Origin of the sequence: Nocardioides sp. BE266 (assembly GCF_031457855.1) — a bacterium.
Classification (GTDB): Bacteria; Actinomycetota; Actinomycetes; order Propionibacteriales; family Nocardioidaceae; genus Nocardioides.
On sequence record NZ_JAURTI010000001.1, the window covers coordinates 302780 to 326343 of the forward strand.

Consider the following 23564-nt stretch of genomic DNA (forward strand, 5'->3'; position numbering starts at 1 on the left):
GCGTAGCGACTACCGGTACTCCGGATTCGGGTGCTCGGCGTCCGACAAGTCCCAGTTGGTCGTCACGTTGCCGTGGGCGGGGAGCCCGTCGAGGTCCTTGAGGCGGCGGGCGGTGTGGAGCATGTTCCAGGCCGCGAAGACCTCGTTGCGGTTGGTCCACTGGTTCTGCGAGCCACGGTCGTCGTCGAGGTACGACGGCCCCGGCCCGGCCTCGCCGTTCCAGTAGGCGTCGACCTGCGGCGGGATCGTGAAGCCGATGTGGCTCAACGCGTAGAGCATCTGGGCAGCGCAGTGCTTGCCGCCGTCCTCGTTGCCGGTGATCACGACACCGCCGACCTTGCCGTAGTAGCTCCACTGCCCCTTGTCGTTGAGCTCCCCCGACCAGCCGTAGAGCCGTTCGATGGCGAGCCGGGTGAGCGACGACTGGTCGCCGAGCCAGATGGGTGTGGCGAGGACGACGATGTCGGCCGGCTCGACGAGCGAGCGGTAGATGTCCGGGAAGTCGTCGCGCTCCCACCCGTGGTCGCGCATGTCGGGCTGCACACCCGGTGGGATCACGTGGTCGACCAGCCGGACTGCGTCGACCCGGGCGCCGACGCCGTCGAGCACCCGGCGGGTCACCGACAGCAGCCCGTCGGTGTGGCTCGGCTCGGGCGAGCGCTTGAGCGTGCCGTTGAGGATGACGACGCGGAGGTCGTCGTAGGCGGTGGTGGAGGCGGCCACCTCCGCATCGATGAACCGGGCGACGGACTCGGGGAACATGACGGCTCCTTCCACGGACGCACTCCGGGAGGAGGGCGCACCCATCGTCGTCCCTCGAGCAGGGCCGCGGGAAGTGCAGGGACACTCCTGCACCTGCGGTGTCAGCGTCGCTGCTCGGAGCCGAGCCTCAAGCCGTCTGGCCGTCGTGCGTCGTCCCGTTCGCCTTGAAGTCCTTCGGCTCGAGGACGAGCGAGATGAGCACGCCGCCCACCAGCGCCCAGAACGGGCTTGAGATGTTGAGCACCGTGACACCGCTCATCGCGATGACCAGGGCTGCAAGCGCGCCGACCTGGAAGCGGCTGCCCGCGAAGGCTCCGCTGAACGCCGACAGAAGTACGCCGACCATGGCCAGACCGGCGACCGCGGCGATCAGCTCGCCGGGGAGCATCGTCACCGCGGCAACAGCCGCGCCTGCGGCAATTCCGAAGGCGATGAAAAGGATGCCATTGACCACGGTTGCGGCATACCGTCCTGACCGATCCTCACCGGCCTGCTCCGAGGAGCAGATCGCGGTCATCGGTCCGGCGATGTTCGCGTTGTGGCCGCCGAACACACTGGCCAGGATGCCCCCCAAGCCGCTGATCAGGGTCATCGAGTTCACCGGCGGTCGGTACTTCTCCGCCATGAGCACACCCGTTGCCTGTGCGTTCTCGGCCCCGATCACCAGCACGGCAAGGGGCACCGAGACGGCCAGGATCGCGTTGAGGTCGAAGGTGGGTGCCATGAGTGTGGGCGCGGACATCCCGAGACCTGAGGCCGAATCATTGAAGGCGCCGGTGACCGCCGCAGCGGCCGTTCCAAGCAGCAGAGCACCGACAGCCCCCGGCACCGACTTGATGAACCGCGAGAGCAGGAGGAACCCGATCACGGCGGCCCCGACGATGACGGGGGCGCTCAGTCCGGCATTCACCACGCCGATGCCGAACCGGATGAGGGCGCCGGCGATCATCGCCATCACGATGGGCACTGGAAGCCACGAAGCCACCCGGCGCATCAAGCCCGTCACCCCTAGCAGGAAGACCAGAACTCCGGCGACGAGGAAAGCGCCCACCATGTCACTGAACTCGAACGTCGCGAGGGCACCCACCACCAGCACTGCGCCAGGGATGCTCCAGGCGCCAGTGACCGGGATCTTGTAGAAGAGGGCGAGCACCAGGGAGATGACCCCGCCGAACACGTAGATACCGAAGATCCACGAGGTGACGAGGTCGGCCGACAGTCCGGCCTCGGTGCCACCGTTGATGATGATGAGGGCCGGACCGGTGCAGCCGAAGATGGCGGCCACCAGACCAGCTCCGACCGTGGCGACATTGAGGTGACGGCGCAGGTCCCTGAGTCCGCTGGCGAAACCCGGCCCGCCCTCGATGAGGCGCCCTTCACGTTCGGGTCTCGGAGCTGTCTCGTGGGTTGAGGGTGAGGTGCTGGACATGGTGCCTCGTTTCGGAGTGGGTGGACGGAGCTACTTCCGGGACCGCCGTCGGCGGCCGGTCTCCCGACCACGGCGGCGGCGGTCGCGAACGGCGTCGAGCAGGAGACGGAGGACGCCAGGCGCCTCGGCCTCGACGGGGACCTCGCCACGGGCGGCCTGGTCGAGCGATGTCGCGAAATCCTCGAACATGCGACGGCTCACGTCGCCGGCGAGCGAGCGGCCAAAGCCGGCTATGCGGCCCACCAGGAAAACACGCGCGCGTGCCTCCAGGCGGGTCCCGTCGCCGTCCTCATAGGCGGACAGCTGGATCTCCGCCTGTGCCCGTCCACCGCTGGCGTCGCTTCCCTGGGCCAGCACGTGCATCTGGTCCGACTCGTGCACCAGCAGGTGGGCGACGCTGGTGAACGACAGCCGGATGGGGCCCAGAGCTATCCGTGCCCGGCCCCGGTACCATCCGTGCCCGAGCTCGTCGGTGAGCTCGGCTCCTGGCAGGCAGCGAGCCAGCAGACGTACGTCGTCGAAGACCTTGCCTACGTCGGAGAGGGACGAGGTCAGGGAGCTGGTGAGCTCGACGGCGATGGTGGGCTCCCCGCTGGGCAGGGTGATCTCGTCCGGTCGGTCCTGCTCGACAGCGGCGGCGGCCTCTTCCGGCTCGCTTGCAGGCGCGGTGGAGCCGGCGCCGCCTCGCCCGACCAGCGTGCGGTGCCCGCAGTTGGTCGGCTGCGGCAGACCATCGCGGTGGCTGGTCGCCACGTCGTCCACGGCGTCGATGATGTTGCGGTAGCCGGTGCACCTGCAGATGACGCCCGACAGCTCCTCAGGAAGGTCCGCACGGTCGACGTCCGGCTCGTGGCTGAGGAGGTCGTAGGAGCTCATGAGGAAGCCGGGGGTGCAGAACCCGCACTGCAGGCCGTGGTGTCGCCCGAAGGACTCCTGCAACGGGTGGAGGTCGTCGGGCCGGCCGAGTCCCTCGACCGTCGTGAGGTCCGAGCCGTCGACCTGGACCGCGAACAGCAGGCAGGCTCGAGAGGCGTCGCCGTCGACGAGGATCGTGCACATGCCGCAGACGCCGTGCTCGCATCCGAGGTGCGTGCCGGTGAGGCCGAGCTTCTCGCGCAGGGCGTCGGCCAAGGTCATCCGAGCCGGTACCCGCAGCGACACGGGGGTGCCGTTGACGGTGAACGTCACCGGGATCTCGGCCTCGGCCGGGGTGTGCTCGACTGTGCGCAGCGTGCTCATGCAGGCCCCTTCACGGTGGTGGAAGCAGATGCTCGGACATAGGCGCGCGCGATCTCACGACTGGCCAGCGCGGCGATGAGCTGGCGGCGATAGGCGGTGCTGCCGTGCGCATCGCCGCCGGTGTCGACGACGTCTTCAGCCAGGGCTGCGGCACCGTCGACGAGTGCGGCGCGGAGGGCGGCCTCCGGCGTCTGCGAGCCATCGGTGGCGACGGCCTCGCGCACCAGGGTCGAGACGTCGCGCACGATCGGCCTGTCGGAGATGCCGAAGGCAGTCACGCGGGCGGTCGGTCGGGCGGGGTCACCGACGTCGACCCGGACCGCGACGCCCGCGAGGGCGAAGTCCCCGTGCCGGCGGCCGATCTCGGCGAAGCCGAAGCCCTCGTGTGGCTTCGCATGGGGAAAATGCACCGAAGTGACGAGCTCCTCGGGCTGGGTCGCCGTCGTCATGGCGGCGGTGAAGAAGTCCGAGGCAGCCACGGTCCGTTCGCCGCCGCGGCTGCGGATGGTGAGGGTGGCGTCCAGGCAGGCCGCGACGGCGGGCAGCTCTGCGGCGGGGTCGGCGTGGGCCAGGCTGCCACACACCGTGCCGCGGCTACGCAGCTCGCGGTGTCCGACCCAGGGCAGCGCGAGTCGCAGCAGGGGGACGACGGCCCCGTGCGCGTCGCGTTGGATGGTGCGCTGCCGGACGCAGGCGCCGACGCGGAGCGTGTCACCGTCGGTGTCGAGGACGTAGAGCTCGTCGATGGCGTTGATGTCGACCAAGGTGGTGGGCCGAGCGAGTCGCATGGCCAGGACGGGCACCAGTGACTGGCCACCGGCGATGACCTTGGCGCCGTCGCGCCCCAGCTCGGTCAATGCGTCGTCGACCGCGCCGGGGCGCACGTAGGCGAAGGGAGCTGCCTTCATGGTCTGCTACCTCAGCGACCGGTGAACGAGGGAGCTCGCTTCTCGCCGAACGCGGCGACGCCCTCGGCGAAGTCGTCGCTGGCACGCAGCATCGAGTACGCCTTGCGCTCGAGCTCGATGCCGGAGTACAGGGGCGCGTCGACGCCCCTGTCGAGAACCTCCTTGGCCGTACGCATCGCCAGCGGGGAGTAGCCGAGCATCTTGTCGACCAGCGCCAGCGTCTCCTGCTCCAGTGCATCCCCGTCGGGGGCCAGCACCGAGACCATGCCCCAGTCGAGCGCCTGCTCACCCGTGATCCGCTCGCCTGTGAGCACGTGGTACTTCGCCCGGGAGAGGCCGATGAGGCGGGCGAGGCGCTGGGTGCCGCCGCTGCCGGGGATCATCCCCAGCTTCATCTCCGGCAGGGCGAAGCGGCTGCGCGGCGTGGCCAGTCGGATGTCGGTGGCGAGCACGAGCTCGAGGCCCACCCCGAAGCAGTAGCCGTCGACGGCCGCGATGACCGGCTTGGGACTCCGGGCAGCAGCCGTCACGTTGTGCCCGAGGTCGGTCAGGTCGATCGGGTCGACCTCCATGAAGCCGGCGATGTCGCCGCCCGAGGAGAAGTGCTCTCCCTCCGCACGGATGACGACGAGCTTGATGTCGGCGTCCCGGTCGATCTCGGCGAACCGGTCTGCCATCACCTGGCGGGTCTCCCACGTGATGATGTTGTACCGCCCATGGTCCAGCGTGAGGTTCGCGACGCGGCCGTCGTGGCTGCGCTCCAGACGGATCTCGCCTCCGGTCAGTGGCATGTGATCAGTTCCTTTCGGTGGGGTTGCTCGCGACGAGCAGCTCGTGGAGCACATTGGGGTGGAGAGGCAGCGAGGTGATGCGCGCCCCGTGCGGCGACACCGCGTCGGCGACGGCGTTGGCGATGGCGACCGGGAAGCTCATCGAGCTGCCCTCACCACTCCCCTTGGCCCCGAGCGTGGTCAGCGGAGACGGCGTCTCCAGGTGGTTGCTGGTCAAGGGGAACGACGACTCCGCCGATGTGGGGCAGAGGTAGTCCATGAACGTGGTTGCTGTGGGCTGGCCCGAGTCGGAGTAGGCCATCTCCTCGTAGAGAGCGCCTCCGAGGGATTGCACCATCGCCCCGTGGATCTGGCCGTCCAGCAGGGTCTTGTTCAGGATCGTGCCCGCGTCGTGGACGGTGGAGATCGTCTCGAAGCTGATCTGCAGCGTGTCGGGGTCGATCCGGCAGGCGACCACGTCGGCCACGAAGCCGTAGCAGAGGCTGGAGTTGATCTGGTCCGTCTTCGACGCTGCCGTGGACTGCGGAGGGGTGAAGGCCGCCTCCTCGTACGTCCGTGCGTCGACGCCGTCTGGCAGCGAGCCCGGATCCCAGTGCAGCAGTCCGGCCGCGTGGCGGAATGCCACGGCGCGATCGGGGTCCTCGGCAACACGAACCTGTCCGTCGGCCAGCTCCAGCTCCTCCGGGTCGGCCTGCAACAGCACCGACGCGGCGGTGCGGACGCTGGCTGCGACCCGGTCGGCGGCCTCGATCAGCGCGCTGGTGAGCAGCGGTGCGAACCGGGAGGAGTAGCTGCCGGAGCTGATCGTCCACGGGGTCGACGTCGTGTCCATCTCGACCCGGGGACGTACCTGCTCCAGCGGCAGGCCCAGGCGCTGGGCGACCAGCTGACGTGCGACCGTGGCGTGGCCCTGCCCCTGGGGGACGGTGCCCAACAGGACGGTGACGACGCCCTGCGGGTCGATGCTCACGCGCACGTGCTCGGTCGACCCCGACTTGCCGCGCCCACGGTTGTGGACGGGGGTCGCCAGGCCGACGTAGCCGATGTTGGTGGCCGACGGGTCGACGATCGTGGCGAGCCCGATCCCGAACAGCTCACCGCGCTCACGTGCGCTGCGCTGCTTCTCACGCAGCCTGTCGTAGCCGGCGGCATCGAGTGCCAGCTCGAAGGCCTTCTCGTAGTCGCCGGAGTCGTAGATGCCGCCACTGGGGGTGGCGTAGGGGAACGCGTCGCTCCGGATCAGGTTGCGTCGGCGTACGTCGGCAGGGTCGAGGCCCCGCTGGGCGGCGATGTCGTCCACCAACCGTTCGAGCCCGAAGTAGAGCTGCTGGCCGCCGAACCCGCGATTGAGACCGGTGGGCGCCTTGTTGGTCACGACGGCCCGGGCGCGGATCTGCACGTGCTCGACCTGGTAGGCACCGGTGATGTTGCCGAAGCAGCGGTACAGCGTGCTGGGCTCGGGCGGACGGAGATAGGCGCCGACGTTGTCGATCAGGTCGACCTTGAGCGCGGAGATCACGCCGTCGTCGTCGACCGCCGCCTCGAACGTCATCTCGCGGTCCGAGCCCGACGAGCTCGCGAGCATGTGCTCGATCCGGTCCTCGGTCCATCGCACCGGAGTGCCGGCGTGCTTGCTGGCCAGCGCCATCAGCGCCACGTAGGGGTAGACGGCGGCCTTGATGCCGAAGCTGCCGCCGATGTCGGCGGGCACGATCAGGCGCACCCGAGAGGTGGGGAGGCCCAGCGCGCCGGCCAGCACCTGCACCATCGAGAACGGGCCGTGGAAGTTGGCCCACGTGGTCACCTCGGGACCGTCGTCGGTCTCCTTCCAGTCCGCGATGACGCTGTAGCACTCCATCGGTGTGGAGGAGTAGCGCGGGAAGGAGTACCGGCCCGTGATCGTGTGCGGGGACCGGGCGAAGGCGTCGTCGACCTCGCCGAACGTGAATGTCCGGTCGGTGGCGACGTTGTCAGCCGCGGTGTCGTGGAGGCGGGGAGCGTCGGACTCGAGAGCAGCGTAGGTCCCGACCACTGCGTCTAGCGGCTCGTAGTCGATCTCGACCAGGTCGGCGGCGTCCTCAGCGGTGTAGCGGTTGCTGGCCACGACCACCGCGACGGGCTCGCCGACGTAGCGCACCTTGTCGGTCCCGGTCGGGTAGTAGGGCATCGGCGTCTTCACCGAGAGGGGGAACGGGTGGAGCGTGGCCAGCACCTCGTCGGGTCCGATGACGGCGGCCACGCCGGGGTATCGGCGCGCCCGTTCGAGGTTCACTCCACGGATCCGAGCATGTGGGTGGGGGCTGCGCACGATCGCGGCGACGAGCGTGCCGGGGAGAGGGTCGATGTCGTCGAGGAAACGGCCCTGACCGGTCAGCAGAGCGGCGTCCTCGATGCGCGCCAGGCCGCTCACGACGTCGCAGCCTCGGTGTCGGCGAGGATCTCGTAGTCGCCCTCGATCAGCCGTCGGCGCAGGATTTTGCCGACTGCGGACGTGGGGATCCTGTCCACGACGACCAGCCGCTTCGGCCGCTTGAGGGACGGCAGCCCGGACTCGGTCCGGATCCACGCCTGGATGTCGTCGAGCGCGCGTCGGGGCTCGGCTCCGGGTCGCGCCACCACGAAGGCGGTGACGGCGGAGCCCCACTTGTCGTGCGGCGTGCCGGCCACGACGACCTGATCCAGGTGCTGACAGCTGGCCAGGGCGTTCTCGATCTCCTCGGGGTAGAGGTTCTCGCCGCCGGAGTTGATCATGTCGTCGACGCGGCCGGAGATCCACAGGTCGCCGTCCTCGTCCGCGGTGGCGAGGTCGCCGGGGAAGTACCAGCCGTCTCGGATCGACTTGGCGTCGGCGTCAGGCCGGTTCCAGTAGCCGGCGAAGGCTTCGGGGCTCTCCATGCTGGCCGCGATCTGTCCCTGCTCCCCCGGGCCGACGATCTGGTCGGGGAGTGCCTGCGGGTCCGGGTCGACGAGCCGGATCCGTGTGAAGACACCCGCCCGTCCGGCACAGCCGGGCTTGCTGGCCCCGTCGGGGCCGATCGTGAACGTGTAGATCTCCGTGCTGCCGAAGTGGTTGACGAACTGATCGGGCTGCAGAGCGGCGACGAGCTGCTCGGCGAGCGTGGGGGTCATCGGTGCGCCCGCGTAAGCAAGGCGTCGTACCGATCGGGCCCGGTCAAGCTGGCCGGTCTGCAGCAGCGACCAGAAGATGGTGGGGACCAGGTACAGCGTGTCGACCTTGTGCTCGAGGATCAGCTGCATCGATTCGTCGGCGTCGAACTTCGGCTGTGGCACCCAGATGCCGGCGCCGACGATGCTGGCCAGCAGGCTACGGATGCCCATCGTGTGGAACAGCGGCATCACGCCGAGACTGACGGCGCCGGTGGGCTGACCAGTCTGGATCAGGTGGGCGACCGCGGCGCTGTGCTCGGCTCGCTGACTGCGCGGGACGCCTTTGGGAGTGCCGGTGGTGCCGGAGGTGTAGAGCATGAGGCCTACGTCGGTCTCCTTCGGGCTCGCCGGCAACCGCCCCGTGGCGTGGCCTCCTCCGAGGAGATCGTCGACGTGGACGACGGGCGGAGCCTCGGACACGGTGGCGAGGGCGTCGGAGACTGCGGTCGCAGTGGTGCCGTCGACGACCACCACCGCGGGTGAGCAGTCGGCGATGCAGTAGGCGAGCTCCCCCACGCTGAACCGGGTCGACAGCGGCACCGAGGTCAGCGCAGCCTTCTGTGCAGCCAGGTGCAACGACGCGAGCGGCTCGCCGCCCTGAAGCATCAGCACGACCCGCGACCCCGGCGTGGCGCCGCGAGCGATGAGCGCCCGGGCCAGGTCGTCGGTGCGGGAGTCCCACTCGGCGTAGGTGAGCGGCACGGACCCACCCACGGCACGTCGGTGCGGATAGCGCTCCGCGGTCCACCTCATCGCTGTGGCGATGTCCATTCGAGACCTCCAAGAACGTACGAGCCAGACCGTATGAAACGGACCATTAAGGCGACCGTACGGTACGCTTCGGACCATGTCAATGGCCACCAAGCTGACACCGACCTCGTACGTGGTGCTCGGAATGGTGGCGATGCGCGGCGCCACGACCTCCTACGACCTCAAGCGCGCGATCGGTCACTCGGTTGGCTATTTCTGGCCGTTTCCGCATGCGCAGCTGTACTCGGAGCCCAAGCGGCTCGTCGAACTGGGGCTGCTGAGCGTCGCGACCGAACCGGACGGTCGTCGACGGCAGACCTACAGCGTCACCGAGGTGGGCATGAAGGAGCTCAGGAGCTGGCTGGCCGAGCCGACCAACGAGCAGATGCAGGTGCGCGACGTCGCGGAGATGAAGCTGTTCTTCGGCGAGTTCGCCGAGCCGGACGACCTGCTCGCTCTCGCGAGTGCGCAGATCGACCAGCACCGCGAGAGGATCGCGACCTACGAGGGCATGCAGGAGCGCTTCGCTGGTCGAGAGGACGTCGCGGGCCGGATGGTGCCACTGCGCCTCGGGCTCGAGATCGAACGTGCGGCCCTGCGGTTCTGGGAGGACTACGAACGGGAGCGGACGTGCAGTTCGTCGGGCGAATGAGGGAGCGGCGCTCCTGGGCGACGCCCAGATGGGTCGGCGTGGCCGTGATCATGCGAAAGGCCCTCACAGTCAGACTGTGAGGGCCTTCCGGATTTGTAGCGGGGGCAGGATTTGAACCTGCGACCTCTGGGTTATGAGCCCAGCGAGCTACCGAGCTGCTCCACCCCGCGTCGGTGAACAGAACAGTACAGGGGCGGTCCACGCGAACCCAAATCGGGGTCAGCCGGCCAGGCGGACGGCCTCCTCGATGAGCGCGCGGCCCTCCTCCATAAGACGGGCCCACTTGACCGTGTTGCCGGCCTTCTGCGCCGCGTCGGCCTCGGTGAACTTGGCCTCGGCCTGCACCAGCAGCTGCCGGATCTGGGCCTGCGTGCCGCCGGGCGCCGGCGTGCTCGGGGTCTCGCTCGGCGACTCCGAAGGCGACGTGGTGGGCGTCTCCGACGGCGTCGGCGTCTCGGTCGGGGTGCTGACCACGCCGTCGAGGGAGTCCTCGATGGCGTCGCGGAGCGTCTCGCCGATGCCGACGCGGCCCTGGTAGGAGACCAGCACGAACCGCAGGATCGGGTACGCCGACTCGTCGTCGCGCCGCGTGTAGAGCGGTTGGACGTACATGAACGAGTCGCCGATCGGCAGCGTCAGCAGGTTGCCGAAGATCGGCTTCGCGTCACCCTGGGTGAAGCTCAGCAGCTCCTGGCGCACCTCCTCGTCGGTGCTCAGCGCGGCGGCGATCAGGCGCGGGCCGTCGGTGCGGGTGTCGGGCAGCTCGAGGACGGAGATCTTCCCGTAGTCGTCGCTCGTGGCGTCGCTGTTGACGCTCATGAACGCCGCGAGGTTGTCCTTCTCGCGCGGCACGTAGACCGAGGTGAGCGACCACACCGGGTCGCCGTCGGCCTGCGCCTCCGAGAACAGGCGGTACGGCGGCTGCAGGCGGCTGGCGGCCTGCGGGTCCTTCGGGACCTCCCACCGGGTCGAGCCCTCGAACCAGTCGGCGGCGGAGGTCTCGTGGTAGCGCTGGAACTGGTAGCGCTGGGCCTTGAAGAGGTCCTCCGGGTAGCGCAGGTGCGACACGAGCTCGTCGGGGATCTCGTCGCGCGACTTGATCAGGCCGGGGAAGACCTCGTCCCACGCCTTGAGGATCGGGTCGGTGTCCTCCCACGCGTAGAGCGTGACGGTGCCGTCGTACGCGTCGACGGTGGCCTTCACCGAGTTGCGCATGTAGTTGATCTCGTCGGTCGGCAGCGTCTGGAAGCCGTTGTTCTGCTGGAGCGAGTCGTCGGTCATCGTCTCCAGCGACTCGCGCTGCGCCAGCGGGAACTTGTCGGTGACGGTGTAGCCGTCGAGCACCCACTGGATCTTGCCGTCGACGAGCACCGGATAGGGGTCGGAGTCCACCGTGAGCCACGGCGCGACCTTCTCGACCATGGTGCGCGGGTTGCGGTCGTAGAGGACCTTGGAGTTCGCGTTGACCCGGCTGGAGAGCAGGAAGTTGGGCTCGCTGAACTTCACGGCGTAGAGCAGCTTGCGGAACAGCCCGCCGACCGGGACACCGCCCGAGCCGGTGTACGTCGTCTCCTGGTTGGACTCGCTGCGCGCGCCCTGCGGGAGGTCGAGCTCGACGTCGTTGCCGCCGCTGGTCTTGCCCACGATGCTGTAGGACGGGCTCTTCTCGCCGAAGTAGACGCGGGTCTCGTAGCCGTCGGGGAACAGCCGCGTCAGGGCGTCCTCGTTGGCCTCCTGGCCCTCGGCCCACTGGATGCTGAGCGACTGGCTGGAGTCGTCCTCCGGGCGCTGGTTGGCGTACGCCGCGATGACGCCGTTGCCGTGCGTGTAGACCGTGTGGAGGTTCGACCAGTTACGGTCGCCCTCGGCGATGCCGTTCTGGTCGAGCTCGCGCACGCCGAGCACGAGCGCGCGGTCGTTGCCGTCGATCTCGTAGCGGTCGACGTCGAGCACGTCGCTCACCGAGTAGTACGCGCGCACCTGCTGCTGCTGCTCGAAGACGTCGCTGACGACCTTCGGGTCGACCAGCGGCACGCTCGAGGTCATCCCGTCGAGGGTGTCGACACGACCGCCGCCGGTGATCGGCGTGCCGTTGACCGTGCCGACGTCGACCTGGTCGAGGGCGTACGCCTGGCGCGTCGCGTCGATGTTCTCCTTGATGTACGGGCCCTCGCGGTCCGGCACGTTGGGGTTGACCCGGATCGCCTGGACCAGCGTCGGCACGATGAGGCCGAGGATGATGGCCGACAGCGCGAACAGCGCGACGCCCACCGACGGCAGCAGCCACGTGCGGCGCCAGATGTTGGCCAGGAACAGCACCGCGCACACGATCGCGATGCCGGCCAGGATCTCCTTCGCCGGCAGCACGGCCTTGTCGTCGGTGTAGCCCATGCCGGTGAAGATCGAGCCGGAGTTGGTCACGAGGTCGAAGCGGTCGAGCCAGTAGTCGACGGCCTTGGCGAGCACGAACATCGCCAGCAGCGCCGACACCTGGATCTGGGCGGCGCTGGTGAGCCGCTCCCCCGGCCGGGCCGAGATCCGGATGCCGCCGAAGATGTAGTTGACGAGGATCGAGGCGAGCAGGCCGACCACCGCGAGCGCCATCATGAAGTCGACCACGTAGTGCCAGAACGGCAGGTCGAAGACGTAGAACCCCACGTCCTTCTTGAAGTACGGGTCGTGGGTGCCGAAGGTCTGGCTGTGCCGCCACATCGAGTAGTTGCGCCACTGCCCGGTCGCCGAGGCGCCGGCGAAGAGCGCCATCACCACCGACGCGCCACCGATCACCCAGCCCATGCGGGGCGCGAGGAGCTCGCGGTAGCGGTCCATGCCGTCGTCGGGCATGCCGGGCATGCCCGGCCACAGCACCGGGCGGAAGCGGTAGGCCATCGCCATCGTCACGGCCACCGTGGCGGCCATCAGCCCGGCAAAGACCAGGAACAGCCCGATCCGGGTCAGCAGGAGCGTGGTGAAGACCTCGCTGTAGCCCACGGACCGGAACCACAGCCGCTCGGTCCAGAAGGACGCGAAGCCGCTGAGCAGCATGAAGCCGACGATCAGCACGATCGCGGTGATCACGAGCGCGCCGGGCCGCCGTGAGGTCGACGCCGGGCGCGGCGGGGTCGGTCGGGGGTTGTCGAACGGAGTGCTCATGCCGGTCCCTGCTCAGACGTTCTCGGTGGGGGTGTCGTGCAGCGTCGCGTGGAGGAGCTCGAGGAGGCCGGGCACCAGCTCGGTGCCGTTGACCACCGACTGCTCGTCGTCGTGGGCCCGCAGCCGCAAGGCGCAGTACGACGCCCCGGCGCGGGTCACGCCCGCGACCATCCGGACCTCCTGGCGGTCGGGGTGCTCGCGGGCGAAGAGCTCGGCGGACGTCGGGTCGTCGGGGATCTCGTCGTCGACGCCCGGCGGGAGGACCAGCCGCTCGATGACCGCGGCGCAACCGGCGACGCTGTCGGGCCACGCGATCGAGTGCAGGGCCTCCTCCAGCGCCTGCCCGGGCGGCAGCCCCTCCTGCTCGATCGGGGTGAACGACCCGTCGTCGCCGGGACCGTCGATCGCCATGGCCGCGGCCAGAGCGGGCTCCTGCGCCACCAGCTCGGCGGTGTCGACGAGCGCGTAGAGCCGCGCCGGCCGGTCCCATCCCTCGGCGGCGACGTGCGCCTCGATCTCCAGCACCGCCGCGGCGAGCGCGGGGTCCTCGGGGAGCGCCTGGGCCTCGGCCGGGTCGTCGGTCGTCATGACGCTGTGTCCTCGCAGGTCGGGAGCTCGGTGTCGTGGTCGGCGGTCCAGTCGGCGAGCGTCTGGACTGCCTTGTGCATCGTCGTCGCCTTCGCCAGGCGCATGTCGCCGGGGTCGACGCCGCCGATCGTGTCGCAGTTGTCGGCCGGCACGAAGAAGAGCTCGGCGCCGGCGTCGCGCGCGGCGGCGATCTTCTGCTGGATGCCGCCGATCGGGCCCACGTCGCCGGACGGCGTGATCGTGCCGGTGCCGGCGATCTCGGCGCCGCCGGTCATCGAGCCGGGCGTCAGGGTGTCGAAGATGGCCAGCGACATCATCAGGCCGGCGCTCGGGCCGCCGATGTTCTCGGAGATGTTGACGCTGACCTGGAACGGGAAGTCGTAGCCCACGCCCGGGGTGATGCCGATGCGCTTGTCGCCGTCGACCTCGCGCGGGGTGACCTCGACGGTGACCTTCTTCCCGTCACGTCGTACGACGAACGCGAGCGGCTCGCCGACGTCGGCGGCGTCGACCGCGTCGATGACGTCCTGGCCCTGGGTGATCTTCGTGCCACCGACCTCGAGGATGACGTCGCGGACCTTGAGCTTGCCGTCGGCGGGGAGCGACGGCGTGACGCCCTGGACCTCGACAACCGGGTCGACCTTCTCGCCGAGCTCGGTCAGCGCCGCGGCGACGGCGGTGTCCTGGGAGGAGACCATCGCGACGGCGGACTGCTGGTCGCTGGACTCGTCGGTCTCGTCGGGGGCGTAGATCGACGAGCGCGGCCACACCGCCGCGTCAGGGTCGAAGTAGGCCCGCAGCAGCTCGGGCAGGGTCACGTCGTCCTCGGGCTGGCTGACGTAGACCGTGGTCATCCGCAGCTGGCCGTCGTCGTAGTAGGCCTGGTGCCCGGTGACCGAGACCCGCTCGGCGCCGTCGGCCTCGGCGAGGATGTCGACGGTCGGCCCGGGGTAGTAGGTGACGTAGGGCAGCGGCACGAAGGCGGCGGTCCCCCACAGCACGGCCAGCAGGCACAGCGCGATCAGCCCCGCCCTGGTCCGCTGACTCATGGGCGCAACTCTCTCAAACGACCGCAACTAGCCTGCGCCGGACCCGTGGCTGGGCCGCACGGCGATGCCGGTGCTGCGGTCGCGCGCCGGTGCAGCCGTACGACGCGTGCCGGCCGGGAGCTCCTTGGCGAGGGCCTTGCCGAGCCGCTCGACGGCGACGTCGCGGTCGACCTCACCACGGCCGTCGCGGCTGACCCAGCCCACCCAGAGCATGGCCACGACCGTCACCACGGCGGCGGGCACGAGCCAGAGCAGGATCTCCACGCGCCGAGCCTAGGTGCGCGCCGGGCCGGGGGCCGGGAAGCCCTACGGCGTGCCGACCCACTCCTCGGTCGAGTCGTCGAAGACCTGGTGCTTCCAGATCGGCACCTCGGCCTTGAGGGTGTCGATCAGTGCCCGCGAGGCCGCGAAGGCATCGCCGCGGTGGGCGGCCGTGGTGGCGACGACCACGGCGAGGTCGCCGATCTGCAGCGGGCCGACCCGGTGCACCGCCGCCACCCCGCGCACGTCGTGCTCCTCGGCCACGCGACGGCACACGTCCTCCAGGCGCGCGAGCGCCGTGGGGTGCGCCGAGTAGTCGAGCGCCGTGACGCCCTTGCCGCCGTCGTGGTCGCGCACCTGGCCGATGAAGAGGGTCAGCCCGCCCGCGCCCTCGTCGCCCAGCGCGTCGACGACCTCGGCCACGTCGAGGGGGGTGTCGCGGATGGCCACGAGACGCACGGCATCGTGCTGGGGGTCGCTCACGCGGCCGAGTGTAGGCCCGCACGCCGGTGCCGCGTCTGGGCCCGGTGAGTACCGTGGGACCCATGAGTGACACCCCCGGCGGCCCCGGACCATCCGGCCAGGACCCCGACGACAACAACCCCTTCAAGGGCACGCCCTTCGAGCAGATCTTCTCGCAGATGGGCGGTTTCGGCGCGGGTGGCGGCATGCCCGACCTCAACCAGCTGATGGCGCAGATGCAGTCGCTGTTCGCCCCGCACGACGGCCCCGTCAACTGGGACACCGTGCTCGACCTCGCCCGCAAGGCTGCCGCGCAGGAGCCCGACCCGACCGTGAGCGCCGCCCAGTCCGGCGCGGTCGCCGACGCCGTACGCCTCGCCGACCACTGGCTCGACACCACGACCGAGTTCCCCACCGGCGTGTCCACCACCGCGGCCTGGTCGCGCGCGGAGTGGATCGTGGAGACCATCGACGTCTGGAAGGTGCTCGTCGAGCCGATCGCCGGCTCCGCCACCGCCGCCCTCGGGCAGGCCATGCCCGAGGAGATGCGCCAGCTCGCGGGCCCGCTGATGGCGATGCTCGGCAAGGCCAGCGGCGCGATGGTCGCCTCGCAGGTCGGCAGCGGCCTCGGCGCGCTCGCCGGCGACGTGCTCAGCGCCTCCGACATCGGCCTGCCGCTCGGCCCCATCGGCAAGGCGGCCCTGCTGCCGACCAACGTCGAGGCCTTCGCCGCCGAGCTGCCCGACGTGACCACCGACGACGTGCTCCTCTACCTCGCGCTGCGCGAGGCCGCCCACCAGCGGCTCTTCGCCGGCGTCCCGTGGCTGCGCGACCACCTGATCAGCGCGGTCGCCGAGTACGGCGCGGGCATGGACTTCGACACCTCCGGCATGGAGGCCAAGCTCCGCGACATCGACATGACCAACCCTGCCGCGATGCAGGACGCGCTGGCCGGCGGTCTCTTCGACCCCGAGCCGTCCGCTGCCCAGAAGGCCGCGCTCGAGAAGCTCGAGGTCACCCTCGCGCTGGTCGAGGGCTGGGTCGACGAGGTCGTCAGCCAGGCCACGGCCGAGCGGATGCCGGCAGCCGCCAAGCTCCAGGAGACCGTGCGCCGCCGGCGTGCCGCGGGCGGGCCGGCCGAGCAGACCTTCGCCACCCTCGTCGGCCTCGAGCTGCGACCCCGCCGACTGCGCGACGCCTCCACGCTGTGGGGCGCGCTGCGCACCCGCCAGGGCACCGAGGCCCGCGACGGCGTGTGGATGTCGCCGCACCTGCTGCCGACCGCCGCCGACCTCGACGACCCGCTGGGCTTCCGCGAGGGGTCCGACGCGGTGGGCGAGCTGTCGGAGGAGGAGTTCGACGCCGGGCTGCGCGACCTGCTCGACGGCGGCGACGACACGCGGCCCACCGAGTGAGCGGCCTGCACGCCAGCGCCGTCGCCACCCTCACGATCTGGCCAGCGCCGTCGCCGGCGCAGGCCGAGCACCGCGCCCGGTTCCTCAGCCACCTCGCCGCGCACGAGGACGGCCTGGCCAAGTCGTGCTTCCCCGAGCACCTCACGGCCGGCGCCATCGTGGTGTCCCCCGACGGGGACCGGGTGCTGCTCAACCACCACCGCAAGGCCGACGCCTGGCTGGCCTTCGGCGGTCACCTCGAGCCGGAGGACCACTCGCTCTCGGCGGGCGCGCGGCGCGAGCTGCTGGAGGAGTCCGGGCTGACCGAGTTCGAGCTCGACCACGACCCGCTGTGCCTCGATGCGCACGCGGTCGACTTCTGCTCCGACCGCGGCACGGTGCAGCACCTCGACGTCCGCTTCCTGGCCGTCGCCGACCCGGATGCCAGCCACGCGGCCAGCGACGAGTCGATCGACGTCCGGTGGTGGCCGGTCGACGCGCTGCCTGAGACCTTCGACGACATGTACGCCCTCATCGACGCCGCCGTGGCGCGGGTGCGGGGCTGAGTCAGTCGTCCTCGCCGCCGGGTGGCGGCTCGAGGCGGGCGGCCGCGGAGTAGCCCTCGAGGTAGCCCTTGGCCTTCTCGGCCCTCGGATAGCGGTCGACCCACGCCCAGAACTCCGGCGTGTGCCCGGCCTCGAGCAGGTGGGCGAGCTCGTGCACGAGGACGTAGTCGACGACCCACGGGGGCATCTGCTGGAGCCGGTCGCTGAGCCGGATCGTGCGGTCCCCCGGCGTGCACGACCCCCAGCGGGCGTTCTGGTTGGTCACCCAGCGCACCGACGTGGGCACCGCCATGCCGCCGAGGTAGAGGTCGTTGAGCTTGCTCGCACGCAGCACGAGGTCGTTGTCGGAGCGGACCTTGCGCTTCTCCTGGCGCTGGATCCGGGCGACCATGTCGGCCACCCACGTCGCCTCGTCGCGCTTGCTCATCGTGGCCGGGATCAGCACCACGATGCGGTCGCCGTCACGGTAGGCCGAGACCGTGCGGCGGCGCCGCCGCGAGCGGCGGACCTCCACCTCGGGCACCGCCCCGGTCGACTGGCTCATGGCTCGAACCTAGCCGTCGCCACCCACGCCGGGTCGTCGTACGCGCTGGCGGGTGTGCTCAGAGCCGGGCCGCGGCCCAGGCCAGGAGCCGGTCGCGCTCCCACGTGTTGACGATCCGGTCGGGGTCGATGCCCGCCTCCGTCGCGCGCGCGGCGCCGTAGTCGAGCATGTCGAGCTGGCCCGGTGCGTGGGCGTCGGAATCGATCGAGAACAGGCAGCCGAGGTCGATCGCGAGCTCCAGCAGCTTCGTCGGCGGGTCGCGCCGCTCGGGCCGCGAGTTGATCTCCACCGCCACGCCCTCCTCCGCGCACGCCGTGAAGACCGCCTTCGCGTCGAACTGGCTCTGGCCGCGCACGCCGCGGTTGCCGGTGACGAGGCGCCCGGTGCAGTGGCCCAGCACGTTGGTGTGCGGGTTGCGGACCGCGCCGATCATCCGCCGCGTCATCGGCGCGGCGTCCATCGTGAGCTTGGAGTGCACCGACGCGACGCGGACGTCGAGCCGTCCGAGCATGTCCGGCGTCTGGTCGAGCGCGCCGTCGTCGAGGATGTCGACCTCGATCCCCTTGAGCAGGGTGAAGCTCCCCTCCAGGTGCTCGTTCACCGCGTCGACGACGCCGAGCTGCCGGGTGAGGCGCTCGGCGCTCAGCCCGTTGGCCACCCGGAGCCGCGGGCTGTGGTCGGTGAGCACGAGGTAGTCGTGGCCGAGCTCCATGGCGGTCATCGCCATCTCCTCCAGCGGCGAGCCGCCGTCGGACCAGTCGGAGTGCGAGTGCAGGTCGCCGCGCAGCCGCGCGCGGAGCTCCTCGCCGCCCGTCGCGAGCGGGCCGGCGGTCTTCTCCAGCTTGACCAGTCGCTCGGGGACGACGCCGTTGCAGGCGTCGGTGATCACCGCGGCGGTGCTCGGCCCGATGCCGGTGAGCTCGGTGAGCGTGCCCTCCTCCGCGCGGCGGCGTACCTCCTCCTCGGGCAGCGGCAGGATCGTGCGCGCGGCGTTGCGGAAGGCCTCGATCCGGCGGCTCTCCTCGCGCTGGCGCTCCATCAGGAACGCGATCCGGCGCAACGTGGCCACCGGACCCCGCTCGATCTCGCCGTCGTCGGCCAACTTCTTCTCCTCCACAGCCCCGTCGCAGCCGTACCCGCTGGTCACCCGCACAGTACGGCGACGAGCCGGGCGTGTCGCCCACAGGGCCCTCCCCACAGCCGGACGGGCCCTCCACCACCCCGCGACCGCCGTGCACATCCTCTCCACAGGCCTGTCCACAGGGGTGGACGTCGACCCGTTGACCGTGCGGGCGCGGTCCTCCTAGCGTTGCGCCCAGAAGGGCCCCACGGCTCCTCGACGTCAGCAGGGGAAGGCAGGCGTCGACGGCTGCGGGGCCCCTTCTTCGTCTCCGGGGCCTCAGCGGCCCTGGAAGTCGGGCGCCCGCTTCTCCTTCGCGGCGGCGATGCCCTCCTGGAGGTCGGCGGTCGCCAGCGTCATCGGCTGGGCGAGCGCCTCCCACTGCAGCGCCGACTCGAAGTCGGCGTGCCCGCCGTCGGCGAGCGCGATCTTGGTCAGGCGGGCCGCGATCGGCGCGGTGGCCGCGACCTCCGCGGCCGTGGCCAGCACGTCGTCGAGGAAGCCGTCACCGTCGACCACGCGCGAGACCAGGCCGAGGCGCAGCGCCTCGTCGGCCTCCACCACGCGGCCGGTGAGCAGCAGGTCGCGGGCGTGGGCGGGTCCGACGACGTTGGGCAGCAGGTAGGTCCCGGCCATGCCGGCGTGCATGCCGAGCTTGTTGAAGGGCAGGCCGAGCTTGGCGCCCGAGGCGGCGTAGCGGATGTCGCAGGCGAGGGCGAGGCACAGCCCGGCGCCGATGGCGTGCCCGTTGACCGCCGCGATGGTCGGCACCTCGAGCCGGCGGATCGAGAGCCAGGCGCGGTAGAACGGCATCATCCGCGCGCGCAGGTGGTCGACGCTCGCGTCGGGCTCGCTGGCGATCCACGAGGTGTTGCCACCGGAGCAGAAGGCGCTGCCCTCGCCGGTGACCACGACGGCCCGTACGGACCGGTCGGCGGCCAGCGCGTCGATCGCCGCGACCCACGACGAGGTCATCTCGTCGCTCATCGCGTTGCGCATGCCGGGGTTGTCGAGGGTCAGCAGCGCGACCCCCTCGGAGGGGCGCTCGAGGCGCAGGTGGGTGAGGTCGGGAAGGAGGTCAGAAGGGCTCTCGGACATGGCCTGAGGGTACTGAGGGCGCTGAGCGTGAAATCACCCGGTTTCACGCTCAGCGCGTGTGGTGCGTGAGCGTGGGCCACGCGTGGCGTAGGGTCGTCGACGGAGCACGGGCGACCGCCCTGCTCCCCGGCGGGCTTCCCCCACGAGCAACCCCGTCGCGACGACCAAAGAGAAACAAGCAAGGAGGCCGTCATGGCGGAGACCTGGAGCGGTGAGTTCTACTGCGTCAAGTGCAAGGAGAAGCGCGAGGCGGAGGGCGAGATCAAGGTCAACGACAAGGGCACCAAGATGGCCAAGGGCGTGTGCCCGGTCTGCGGTACCAACCTGAACCGCATCCTCGGCAAGGCGTGACACCCACCCCTTGAGCTGACAGCGGCGGGGGCACCACCCGGGGTGGCCGCCGCGCGGCCTTTCGGGGGGCCCCCCCCACACGCGCCCCGGGGGCGCAAACCCCCCCCGCGCGGGGGGGGCCGCCGGGGGGGACCCGGGCGGCGCCTCGCCGCCCCGCTGGTGGCCCGGTGGGGGGTGCCGGTCCGCCCCCCACCCCCCCCCCCCCCCCCCCAACCCCCCCCCCCCCCCCCCGCCGCCCCCCCCCCCCCCCCCCCCCCCCCCGCCCCCCCCCGCCGCTCTGCATTTCGGGGTCACCGCCCTACAGTCGCCTCGTGAGCGAACACCCGCAGCGCGAGGGCTGGCCGTCCTGGGTCTACCGGGGCGGCGCCGCGCCCGACCAGCGCTTCAGCCTGGCCAACGAGCGCACCTTCCTGGCCTGGGTCCGCACGTCCCTGGCGCTCCTTGCCGGCGGCGTGGCGCTCGATGCGGTCGACCTCGACGGCCCGCGTGGCCTGCAGACCGCGCTCGCGGTCGTGCTCGTCGTCCTCGGCCTGCTCGGGGCCGCGGCCTCGTGGCTGCGCTGGGCCGGGGCCGAGCGCGCCATGCGGCAGGGTCGTCCGCTCCCCGGCACGGCAGCGCTGGCGTGGTTCTCGCTGGCCCTGGTCGTCGTGGCTGCCCTGCTGGTCGTGCTGGTGCTGTGACGAGCGACCTCGAGGACCAGTACGAGCGCACGCTCCTCGCGTGGCGTCGTACGGCGCTCTCGCTGGTCGCGACGGGCCTCCTGGTCGCGCACCTCGCCGTGGTCGGCACGGGCCGGCCGGCGCTGCTCGTCCTCCTGGGCGGCCTCGGCGCCGTCCTCGGGTTCGTGTGGCTCGGCCGGGTGCGCTGGGTCGGCGCCACCGGGCTGGCGCTGGTCGCGGGTGTCGTCCTGCTCGGGGCGCTCGCCGTGCGCGGCATCCTCGGCTGAACGAGCCCTCACTGGTGCACCATCACCGCCTGCTCGCGTCCCTCGTCCGTGCCGGGGTCGGCGACCTCGTCGAGGTCGAAGCGCACGCGGTGGATCAGCCCCTCGAACGCGTTGCGCACCGGGAGGTAGTCGTCGACCACGGGGGTGCCGCGGTCCACGCCGACGTTGAAGGTCTCGTCGAAGGAGAAGTAGTACGCCGTCGTGGTGGGGATCCGGCCGCTGCCGACCGCGACGCCGTCGACCTCGAGCCGCACGTCTGCGCCGCTGCCGACCGGCCCGCCGTCGTAGTCGAACCGGACGACCAGGTCGTGCCGCCCCGGGAGCATCGGCTTGCCGCCACGCACCACCGTGAGGTCGCGGCCCACGAAGTTGTAGGCGTAGTGCGGCACGCCGTTGACGAGGTAGAGCGACCAGCCGCCGAAGCGACCGCCCTGCGCCGCGACCACGCCGCTCGCGCCGGTGACGACCTCGAGGTCGGCGGTGATGACGTGCGAGCGGTTCTTCACGTTGGGCGCGGCCTCCTCCGTCAACCGGCCGACGCGCGGGCCGAACGACAGCGACGAGCGGCCCAGGTGCAGGTCGAGACGACCGGCGACGTCGGGGTTCTCGCGCTCGGTGACCCGGTCGTCGAGCGGCAGCACGTGGTAGCGCGCGGCCTCCTGCATGAAGAGCTCCTGGAGCTCGCGCAGCTTGTCGGGGTGCTTCGACGCGACGTCGTGCGCCTGGCTCCAGTCGCCGCTGGTGTGGTCGTAGAGCTCCCACACGTCCTCGTCGAAGGGCGGCTTGTCGTCGCCCACCATCTCCCACGGGATGCTGTGCTGGGTGACGGCGGTCCAGCCCTCGTGGAAGATGCCGCGGTTGCCGATCATCTCGAAGTACTGGGTGCTGCGGCGCTCGGGCGCGTCAGCGTCGTCGAAGGAGTACGCCAGGCTGGTGCCCTCGATGGGCTGCTGGTCGACGCCGCCGTAGACCGCGGGGGCCGGGACGCCGGCCGCCTCGAGGATCGTCGGCAGCACGTCGATCACGTGGTGCCACTGGTGCCGGATCTCGCCGCGCGCCTCGATGCCGTTGCCCCAGCGCACGATCATCCCGTCGCGGGTGCCGCCGAGGTGCGCGAGCTGCTTGGTCCACGGGTAGGGCGTGTTCATCGCCAGCGCCCAGCCGACGGGGTAGATGGCGTACGTCGTGGGGTCGCCGAGCGTGTCGAGGCGGGCCGCCATGTCGGCGGTCTCGTCCTGGATGCCGTGCCCGACGAGGTGCTCGCGGAACGTGCCGCGCGGGCCACCCTCACCGGACGCGCCGTTGTCGCCCAGCATGTAGATGATGAGGGTGTCGTCGAGCACGCCCATGTCCTCGAGCGCCTCGACCAGCCGCCCGACCTGCGCGTCGGTGTGCTCGGCGAAGCCGGCGTAGGTCTCCATGAACCGCGCGGCCACCCGCTTCTCGGTCTCGTCGAGCTCCTCCCAGCGCGGTACGCCGGTGGCCCAGGGCGCCAGGTCGGTCGACTCGGGGACGATGCCGAGCTCCTTCTGCCGCGCCAGCGTCTCCTCGCGCTGCGCGTCCCAGCCGGCGTCGAACCTGCCGGCGTACTTGTCACGCCACTCCGGCGCCACGTGGAACGGCGCGTGCGTGGCACCGAAGGCGACGTAGGTGAAGAACGGCCGGTCCGGCGTGATCGCCTGCTGGTTCTCGATCCAGGAGATCGCCTTCTCCACGAGGTCCTCGGAGAGGTGGTAGCCGTCCTCGGGCAGCTTGTCAGGCTCGACGGCGTACCGGCCCTGGTAGAGCTGGGGGTACCAGTGGTTCATCTCCGCGCCCATGAAGCCGTAGAAGAAGTCGAAGCCCTCCCCCATCGGCCAGCGCGGGAACGGGCCCGACGGGCTGACCTCCACCGGCGGGGTCTGGTGCCACTTGCCGATGGCGGCCGTGCAGTAGCCGTTGCCGCTGAGGATCTGCGCGATCGTGGCGGCGCTCGCGGGACGGTAGCCGTGGTAGCCCGGCTCCGGGGTCGACATCTCCGAGGTGACACCCATGCCCACGGAGTGGTGGTTGCGACCGGTCATCAGGGCCTGCCGGGTGGGCGAGCACAGCGACGTCACGTGGAAGCGGCTGTAGCGCAGTCCCTCGTCGGCCAGCCGCTGGGCGGTCGGCATCTCGCACGGACCGCCGTACGGCGACGAGGCCCCGAACCCCATGTCGTCCACCAGCACGACCACGACGTTGGGCGACCGGGGCGGTGCCTCGACGGGGCGGATCGGCCGGGCCGTGGTGTCGACGTCCAGGGGAAGTCGGCTCCGGTCGGGGTCGGTGCGCGGGTTGTCGGCGTTCAACGG

22 protein-coding genes and 1 tRNA gene are annotated in these 23564 nt (G+C 70.9%); 6 read left to right on the top strand and 17 right to left on the bottom strand.

What is annotated here, in order from left to right:
- Positions 1-9: 9 nt before the first annotated feature.
- The 7 genes from J2X46_RS01500 to J2X46_RS01530 all read right to left on the bottom strand — a co-directional run bounded on the left by J2X46_RS01500 (position 10) and on the right by J2X46_RS01530 (position 9068).
- Positions 10-762: a flavodoxin family protein gene (locus J2X46_RS01500; protein ID WP_310246012.1), complete on the bottom strand. Its 753-nt coding sequence runs from the start codon at positions 760-762 to the stop codon at positions 10-12.
- A 127-nt stretch (positions 763-889) separates the two neighbouring features.
- Positions 890-2191, bottom strand: a complete 1302-nt coding sequence (locus J2X46_RS01505; protein ID WP_310246015.1) for a benzoate/H(+) symporter BenE family transporter — start codon at positions 2189-2191, stop codon at positions 890-892.
- A gap of 30 nt (positions 2192-2221) precedes the next feature.
- Entirely contained in the window at positions 2222-3430 is a 1209-nt protein-coding gene (locus J2X46_RS01510) for a 2Fe-2S iron-sulfur cluster-binding protein (protein ID WP_310246018.1), read from the bottom strand.
- Positions 3427-4338 carry an FAD binding domain-containing protein gene (locus tag J2X46_RS01515; protein ID WP_310246020.1) on the bottom strand — a complete coding sequence of 304 codons (912 nt, stop codon included), beginning with the start codon at positions 4336-4338 and terminating at the stop codon, positions 3427-3429. Before J2X46_RS01515 ends, J2X46_RS01510 begins: the two co-directional genes overlap by 4 nt.
- Before the next feature lie 11 nt (positions 4339-4349).
- Entirely contained in the window at positions 4350-5129 is a 780-nt protein-coding gene (locus J2X46_RS01520; RefSeq protein WP_310246023.1) for an enoyl-CoA hydratase/isomerase family protein, read from the bottom strand.
- 4 nt (positions 5130-5133) lie between these two features.
- Complete coding sequence (locus J2X46_RS01525) at positions 5134-7539, bottom strand: xanthine dehydrogenase family protein molybdopterin-binding subunit (protein ID WP_310246026.1); 2406 nt, start codon at positions 7537-7539, stop codon at positions 5134-5136.
- Complete coding sequence (locus tag J2X46_RS01530; RefSeq protein ID WP_310246031.1) at positions 7536-9068, bottom strand: AMP-binding protein; 1533 nt, start codon at positions 9066-9068, stop codon at positions 7536-7538. Before J2X46_RS01530 ends, J2X46_RS01525 begins: the two co-directional genes overlap by 4 nt.
- Positions 9069-9144: 76 nt before the next feature.
- Here J2X46_RS01530 and J2X46_RS01535 point away from each other — a divergent pair, with 76 nt between their 5' ends.
- Complete coding sequence (locus tag J2X46_RS01535; protein ID WP_310246034.1) at positions 9145-9699, top strand: PadR family transcriptional regulator; 555 nt, start codon at positions 9145-9147, stop codon at positions 9697-9699.
- Positions 9700-9795: 96 nt separating this feature from the next.
- Here J2X46_RS01535 and J2X46_RS01540 read toward each other — a convergent pair.
- The 6 genes from J2X46_RS01540 to J2X46_RS01565 all read right to left on the bottom strand — a co-directional run bounded on the left by J2X46_RS01540 (position 9796) and on the right by J2X46_RS01565 (position 15233).
- A tRNA-Met gene (locus J2X46_RS01540) sits at positions 9796-9869 on the bottom strand.
- Positions 9870-9918: 49 nt separating this feature from the next.
- Positions 9919-12852: a UPF0182 family protein gene (locus J2X46_RS01545; protein WP_310246036.1), complete on the bottom strand. Its 2934-nt coding sequence runs from the start codon at positions 12850-12852 to the stop codon at positions 9919-9921.
- 12 nt (positions 12853-12864) lie between these two features.
- On the bottom strand, positions 12865-13440 hold the full coding sequence (locus J2X46_RS01550; protein WP_310246039.1) for a PPA1309 family protein: 576 nt from the start codon (positions 13438-13440) through the stop codon (positions 12865-12867).
- Complete coding sequence (locus J2X46_RS01555; protein WP_310246042.1) at positions 13437-14489, bottom strand: S16 family serine protease; 1053 nt, start codon at positions 14487-14489, stop codon at positions 13437-13439. Before J2X46_RS01555 ends, J2X46_RS01550 begins: the two co-directional genes overlap by 4 nt.
- A gap of 27 nt (positions 14490-14516) precedes the next feature.
- Positions 14517-14753 (bottom strand): hypothetical protein, encoded by a 237-nt coding sequence (locus J2X46_RS01560; RefSeq protein WP_310246044.1) that lies wholly within the window; start codon positions 14751-14753, stop codon positions 14517-14519.
- Positions 14754-14795: 42 nt separating this feature from the next.
- On the bottom strand, positions 14796-15233 hold the full coding sequence (locus J2X46_RS01565; protein WP_310246046.1) for a molybdenum cofactor biosynthesis protein MoaE: 438 nt from the start codon (positions 15231-15233) through the stop codon (positions 14796-14798).
- 62 nt (positions 15234-15295) lie between these two features.
- Here J2X46_RS01565 and J2X46_RS01570 point away from each other — a divergent pair, with 62 nt between their 5' ends.
- Together J2X46_RS01570 and J2X46_RS01575 are read left to right on the top strand one after the other, a co-directional pair.
- Positions 15296-16627 carry a zinc-dependent metalloprotease gene (locus tag J2X46_RS01570; RefSeq protein WP_310246049.1) on the top strand — a complete coding sequence of 444 codons (1332 nt, stop codon included), beginning with the start codon at positions 15296-15298 and terminating at the stop codon, positions 16625-16627.
- Positions 16624-17172 carry an NUDIX domain-containing protein gene (locus J2X46_RS01575; protein ID WP_310246051.1) on the top strand — a complete coding sequence of 183 codons (549 nt, stop codon included), beginning with the start codon at positions 16624-16626 and terminating at the stop codon, positions 17170-17172. Before J2X46_RS01570 ends, J2X46_RS01575 begins: the two co-directional genes overlap by 4 nt.
- Before the next feature lies 1 nt (position 17173).
- Here J2X46_RS01575 and J2X46_RS01580 read toward each other — a convergent pair whose 3' ends face one another.
- The 3 genes from J2X46_RS01580 to J2X46_RS01590 all read right to left on the bottom strand — a co-directional run bounded on the left by J2X46_RS01580 (position 17174) and on the right by J2X46_RS01590 (position 19934).
- Complete coding sequence (locus tag J2X46_RS01580; protein ID WP_310246052.1) at positions 17174-17716, bottom strand: M48 family metallopeptidase; 543 nt, start codon at positions 17714-17716, stop codon at positions 17174-17176.
- A gap of 58 nt (positions 17717-17774) precedes the next feature.
- Positions 17775-18863 (bottom strand): PHP domain-containing protein, encoded by a 1089-nt coding sequence (locus J2X46_RS01585; protein ID WP_310246054.1) that lies wholly within the window; start codon positions 18861-18863, stop codon positions 17775-17777.
- A 252-nt stretch (positions 18864-19115) separates the two neighbouring features.
- Complete coding sequence (locus tag J2X46_RS01590) at positions 19116-19934, bottom strand: enoyl-CoA hydratase/isomerase family protein (protein WP_310246057.1); 819 nt, start codon at positions 19932-19934, stop codon at positions 19116-19118.
- Between the two features lie 192 nt (positions 19935-20126).
- On the opposite strand from J2X46_RS01590, the gene J2X46_RS01595 reads away from it, so the two are divergent.
- The 3 genes from J2X46_RS01595 to J2X46_RS01605 all read left to right on the top strand — a co-directional run bounded on the left by J2X46_RS01595 (position 20127) and on the right by J2X46_RS01605 (position 21231).
- Entirely contained in the window at positions 20127-20285 is a 159-nt protein-coding gene (locus tag J2X46_RS01595; protein WP_090969683.1) for a DUF5679 domain-containing protein, read from the top strand.
- A gap of 311 nt (positions 20286-20596) precedes the next feature.
- The gene (locus J2X46_RS01600; RefSeq protein WP_310246067.1) at positions 20597-20965 is read left to right on the top strand and encodes a DUF202 domain-containing protein; all 369 of its coding nucleotides are present in this window, start codon (positions 20597-20599) and stop codon (positions 20963-20965) included.
- On the top strand, positions 20962-21231 hold the full coding sequence (locus J2X46_RS01605; protein WP_310246070.1) for a DUF202 domain-containing protein: 270 nt from the start codon (positions 20962-20964) through the stop codon (positions 21229-21231). The genes J2X46_RS01600 and J2X46_RS01605 overlap by 4 nt, the downstream gene beginning before the upstream one ends.
- Positions 21232-21239: 8 nt before the next feature.
- Here J2X46_RS01605 and J2X46_RS01610 read toward each other — a convergent pair whose 3' ends face one another.
- A complete protein-coding gene (locus J2X46_RS01610) occupies positions 21240-23561 on the bottom strand; it encodes a sulfatase-like hydrolase/transferase (RefSeq protein WP_310246071.1) in 2322 nt (773 codons plus the stop codon).
- Positions 23562-23564 lie beyond the last annotated feature (3 nt).

Excerpts from the sequence above, each read along its gene's own strand:
- J2X46_RS01535 (WP_310246034.1), top strand. The coding sequence starts at position 9,145 with ATGTCAATGGCCACCAAGCTGACACCGACCTCGTACGTGGTGCTCGGA.
- J2X46_RS01555 (WP_310246042.1), bottom strand. The coding sequence starts at position 14,489 with ATGAGTCAGCGGACCAGGGCGGGGCTGATCGCGCTGTGCCTGCTGGCC.
- J2X46_RS01510 (WP_310246018.1), bottom strand. The coding sequence starts at position 3,430 with ATGAGCACGCTGCGCACAGTCGAGCACACCCCGGCCGAGGCCGAGATC.
- J2X46_RS01550 (WP_310246039.1), bottom strand. The coding sequence starts at position 13,440 with ATGACGACCGACGACCCGGCCGAGGCCCAGGCGCTCCCCGAGGACCCC.
- J2X46_RS01520 (WP_310246023.1), bottom strand. The coding sequence starts at position 5,129 with ATGCCACTGACCGGAGGCGAGATCCGTCTGGAGCGCAGCCACGACGGC.
- J2X46_RS01590 (WP_310246057.1), bottom strand. The coding sequence starts at position 19,934 with ATGTCCGAGAGCCCTTCTGACCTCCTTCCCGACCTCACCCACCTGCGC.
- J2X46_RS01515 (WP_310246020.1), bottom strand. The coding sequence starts at position 4,338 with ATGAAGGCAGCTCCCTTCGCCTACGTGCGCCCCGGCGCGGTCGACGAC.
- J2X46_RS01500 (WP_310246012.1), bottom strand. The coding sequence starts at position 762 with ATGTTCCCCGAGTCCGTCGCCCGGTTCATCGATGCGGAGGTGGCCGCC.
- J2X46_RS01545 (WP_310246036.1), bottom strand. The coding sequence starts at position 12,852 with ATGAGCACTCCGTTCGACAACCCCCGACCGACCCCGCCGCGCCCGGCG.
- J2X46_RS01505 (WP_310246015.1), bottom strand. The coding sequence starts at position 2,191 with ATGTCCAGCACCTCACCCTCAACCCACGAGACAGCTCCGAGACCCGAA.
- J2X46_RS01580 (WP_310246052.1), bottom strand. The coding sequence starts at position 17,716 with ATGAGCCAGTCGACCGGGGCGGTGCCCGAGGTGGAGGTCCGCCGCTCG.
- J2X46_RS01595 (WP_090969683.1), top strand. The coding sequence starts at position 20,127 with ATGGCGGAGACCTGGAGCGGTGAGTTCTACTGCGTCAAGTGCAAGGAG.
- J2X46_RS01530 (WP_310246031.1), bottom strand. The coding sequence starts at position 9,068 with ATGGACATCGCCACAGCGATGAGGTGGACCGCGGAGCGCTATCCGCAC.
- J2X46_RS01570 (WP_310246049.1), top strand. The coding sequence starts at position 15,296 with ATGAGTGACACCCCCGGCGGCCCCGGACCATCCGGCCAGGACCCCGAC.